The following is a 513-nucleotide window of genomic DNA, read 5'->3' on the forward strand; positions in this document are numbered from 1 at the left end:
AAGCGATGCAGTCGATGGCACTACCATCAGCTTAACGTTTGAAGACAGTGCAGGAAATATTACGACTGTTGATACGACCGTCACCGGTGGCGTATGGAGCGTCGATGCCCCAGCTGATTTAGCGCAAGGTGAATACACGGTAACCGCCGAGGTAGATGATGGCCTAGGGAATATAGGCAGTGCCACTGAGACAGGTCAGATAGACCTTACTGGCCCGAGCCTTGTTATTACCGACAACGGTGTGGGCAACGACACCACGCCAACGATTGCAGGCACAAGCGATGCACCGCAGGGAAGTGAAGTCACTATTGTTGTCACCGACAGCAACGGCGTAGCGCAAACAATGAGTGCCACCGTACTTGCTAATGGTACGTGGTCAATCCCTGTACCGGTAGCACTTGCAGAAGGTGCATACACTATTAGTGCGAGTGTTGAAGATGTGGCAGGCAACGACACCACGGCCACAGGCACTGGTGAAATAGATACCATTGCACCGACACTTGAGTTAACCAG

At 52.4% G+C, this 513-nt stretch carries 1 protein-coding gene; it reads left to right on the top strand.

The genetic code is table 11. The features are described 5' to 3' along the window. Positions 1–513: Ig-like domain-containing protein (locus tag J8L73_RS19150; RefSeq protein ID WP_211019468.1), on the top strand; the 513-nt coding region annotated here is incomplete at both ends.

The sequence above is a fragment of the Pseudoalteromonas sp. MMG006 genome (genome assembly GCF_018101025.1).
Taxonomy (GTDB): domain Bacteria; phylum Pseudomonadota; class Gammaproteobacteria; order Enterobacterales; family Alteromonadaceae; genus Pseudoalteromonas.